The following is a 2,229-nucleotide window of genomic DNA, read 5'->3' on the forward strand; positions in this document are numbered from 1 at the left end:
ACCGTGCAGGACGTGGCAGCGGCGGCGTCGGATGCTGCCCCGGGGAAAGACCGCAATACCGACTACACCGAAAACACCCGCGCCGCCACGGCGGAAATGGCGAAAACGACGCTGGACAACAGCATCAATATCCCGCCCACCCTGTACCTGAATCAGGGTGATGTCATCGGGATCATGACCGGCACCGACATTGATTTCTCATCCGTCTGGCAGCTGCGACTGAAAAAGAGGTGGTATGAACGCTGAAAACCTGTCGCTGGATTTTATGAAAAACCAGCTGTTTGGTGAGTTTATTGCGCAGGACGGCCTGACGGAAATTGCCGTTAACCGGCCGGGTGAACTCCATACCAAAATCCGGGGGAAATGGCAAAAACATGATTCCCCGGTTACGCTGCGTCAGTGTTACGCCTTTGCCAGAGCACTGGCGTCGTGGCAGGACGATAATATCGACAACACCTCGCCGATCCTTTCCGCCACGCTTGAATCAGGCGAGCGCATTCAGGCCATCATTCCCCCGGCCTGTGAGCGTAATACCGTGTCTATTACGCTGCGCAAACCCTCATTCGGGCAGAAAACGCATCAGTCATGGATTGATGCGGGATTTTATAACCGGGTAAGCGGTAAGGAGCGAACGGAAGGCAAAGATGTTGAACTGACCCGCTATTTTCAAGGTGGGGAAATTTCCCGCTTTATGGAAAAAGCGGTGGAATACGGCAAGACGATTTTTATCGTCGGTGAAACCGGATCCGGTAAAACCACCTATATGAAATCGCTGCTGCACCATATTCCCCGGCACCTCAGGCTGACCACCATCGAGGATAGTCCCGAAATCCGCTTCTATCACCACACCAATTATGTCCATCTCTTTTATCCGGCGGATGCCGGGGATAATGCCATTGTCACGCCCGGCAGACTGATACGCGCCAATTATCGTATGAACCCTGACCGGATATTACTGGCAGAAATTCGCGGTCGGGAAGCCTGGGATGCGCTGAAAATCGTTGGTTCCGGACATGAGGGATTAATGACCTCCCTGCATGCGGGCAGCCCGGAAGAATGCATTGAAGGGTTAATTGACCGCTGCTATGAAAACCCCGACTGCCGGAACATGCCTTTCGACGTGCTGTTACGCAAGGTGCTTAAGAGCATTGATGTGATAGTCAGCATTGATATTCACGGTGACATACGCCGGATGAGTGATGTTTATTTTAAACCCCTTCATCTTAATGGCATGAGAGGTGTATTCAGCAAAGGACTTCAATAAATAACTTATCGAATTACGCAACACTCGTTTGAATATGAAGGTGACCGAAATGAAAAAATCAATATCCTCCGCATTATTGCTCTGCATTATGGCGTCATATTCCACCTCCGTCATGGCCGCTGACGCCTGTGAAGTGGTGTTATGTATGTACGGTAAAGCCACCGGGAACGGCGGCGGCAATGAATGCCATTCGGCCGAACGTGCATTCTTTAATATCGTCAAAAAGAACAAGCACGGTTTTCTGCCAGACCATACTGCCGATGCGAGAAAATCATTTTTACTTGAGTGTGACTCGGCAGCCCCGGCAATTATCAACCAGATAATCAGTAAATTTGGCCGCATGCGTGGTTAATTAGCGGAGGTTATCTTTATGACCAAACCGGGTTTTATTCAGCATCCCTGGACACATCAGCGTGGGGATTCCATGCGCGCAGCCTGTGTTATTGAGCACATTGAAAATGAGGCGATGCACGGATGCGGCCTTTATTATGAAATTTATCACTACCGGGTTGTCTGCAGGTTATTGCAGTTGCTGCAAACGCTGAACGCCACCGACAGAATAACGCTGACAGAGGAAGCCAACCGGCGAGGTTTTACGCTGGATGAAACCAGCATTAAAGAAAGTCGTCAGTGTTATTCTGACATCATCAGGGAAATCCGCGAGAGCCACTATTAATCCCTGTATTAATTTTATTCGCAGGTCCCCTATAGCGCCAAAATATTTCAGCCGACTCTTGCTTAAGGCGTGGTGGTTTTCCGGTTTTTACGGCCCAGCACATTTTTCACGAATTAAGGAGTGAAGAAATGCAGGCCGTAAAAATGAGGCAGCGGACAGAACTATTTTCGCGGGTTAAGGAGCGAAAATAGTTCAGGCACCGCGCCTCACCGGCAAACAGCCGCGCCCACGCGGATTTTGCAGGCCGGGGGGAGCCGAATAAATTTCGCCGCCCCAGCGAGCGAAAAGC

General features: G+C 50.6%; 4 protein-coding genes. All 4 read left to right on the top strand.

All coding sequences use genetic code 11. The annotated features are described in order from the left end of the window. A partial coding sequence (locus J1785_RS01565; RefSeq protein WP_274388844.1) for a TrbI/VirB10 family protein occupies positions 1-246 on the top strand: 246 nt, incomplete at its 5' end. Further along, the gene (virB11, locus tag J1785_RS01570; protein ID WP_217147493.1) at positions 236-1,264 is read left to right on the top strand and encodes a P-type DNA transfer ATPase VirB11; all 1,029 of its coding nucleotides are present in this window, start codon (positions 236-238) and stop codon (positions 1,262-1,264) included. The genes J1785_RS01565 and virB11, both read left to right, overlap by 11 nt. A gap of 49 nt (positions 1,265-1,313) precedes the next feature. Further along, on the top strand, positions 1,314-1,616 hold the full coding sequence (locus tag J1785_RS01575; RefSeq protein WP_209635824.1) for a TrbM/KikA/MpfK family conjugal transfer protein: 303 nt from the start codon (positions 1,314-1,316) through the stop codon (positions 1,614-1,616). A gap of 18 nt (positions 1,617-1,634) precedes the next feature. Then, positions 1,635-1,940 (top strand): hypothetical protein, encoded by a 306-nt coding sequence (locus J1785_RS01580; RefSeq protein WP_116164652.1) that lies wholly within the window; start codon positions 1,635-1,637, stop codon positions 1,938-1,940. The last annotated feature ends 289 nt before the right edge of the window (positions 1,941-2,229 follow it).

It is taken from the genome of Rahnella perminowiae (assembly GCF_019049755.1).
Taxonomy (GTDB): Bacteria; Pseudomonadota; Gammaproteobacteria; order Enterobacterales; family Enterobacteriaceae; genus Rahnella; species Rahnella perminowiae.

What these genes read in the sequence shown, in the direction of transcription:
- virB11 (WP_217147493.1), top strand. Translation starts at nt 236, where the DNA reads ATGAACGCTGAAAACCTGTCGCTGGATTTTATGAAAAACCAGCTGTTT.
- J1785_RS01575 (WP_209635824.1), top strand. Translation starts at nt 1,314, where the DNA reads ATGAAAAAATCAATATCCTCCGCATTATTGCTCTGCATTATGGCGTCA.
- J1785_RS01580 (WP_116164652.1), top strand. Translation starts at nt 1,635, where the DNA reads ATGACCAAACCGGGTTTTATTCAGCATCCCTGGACACATCAGCGTGGG.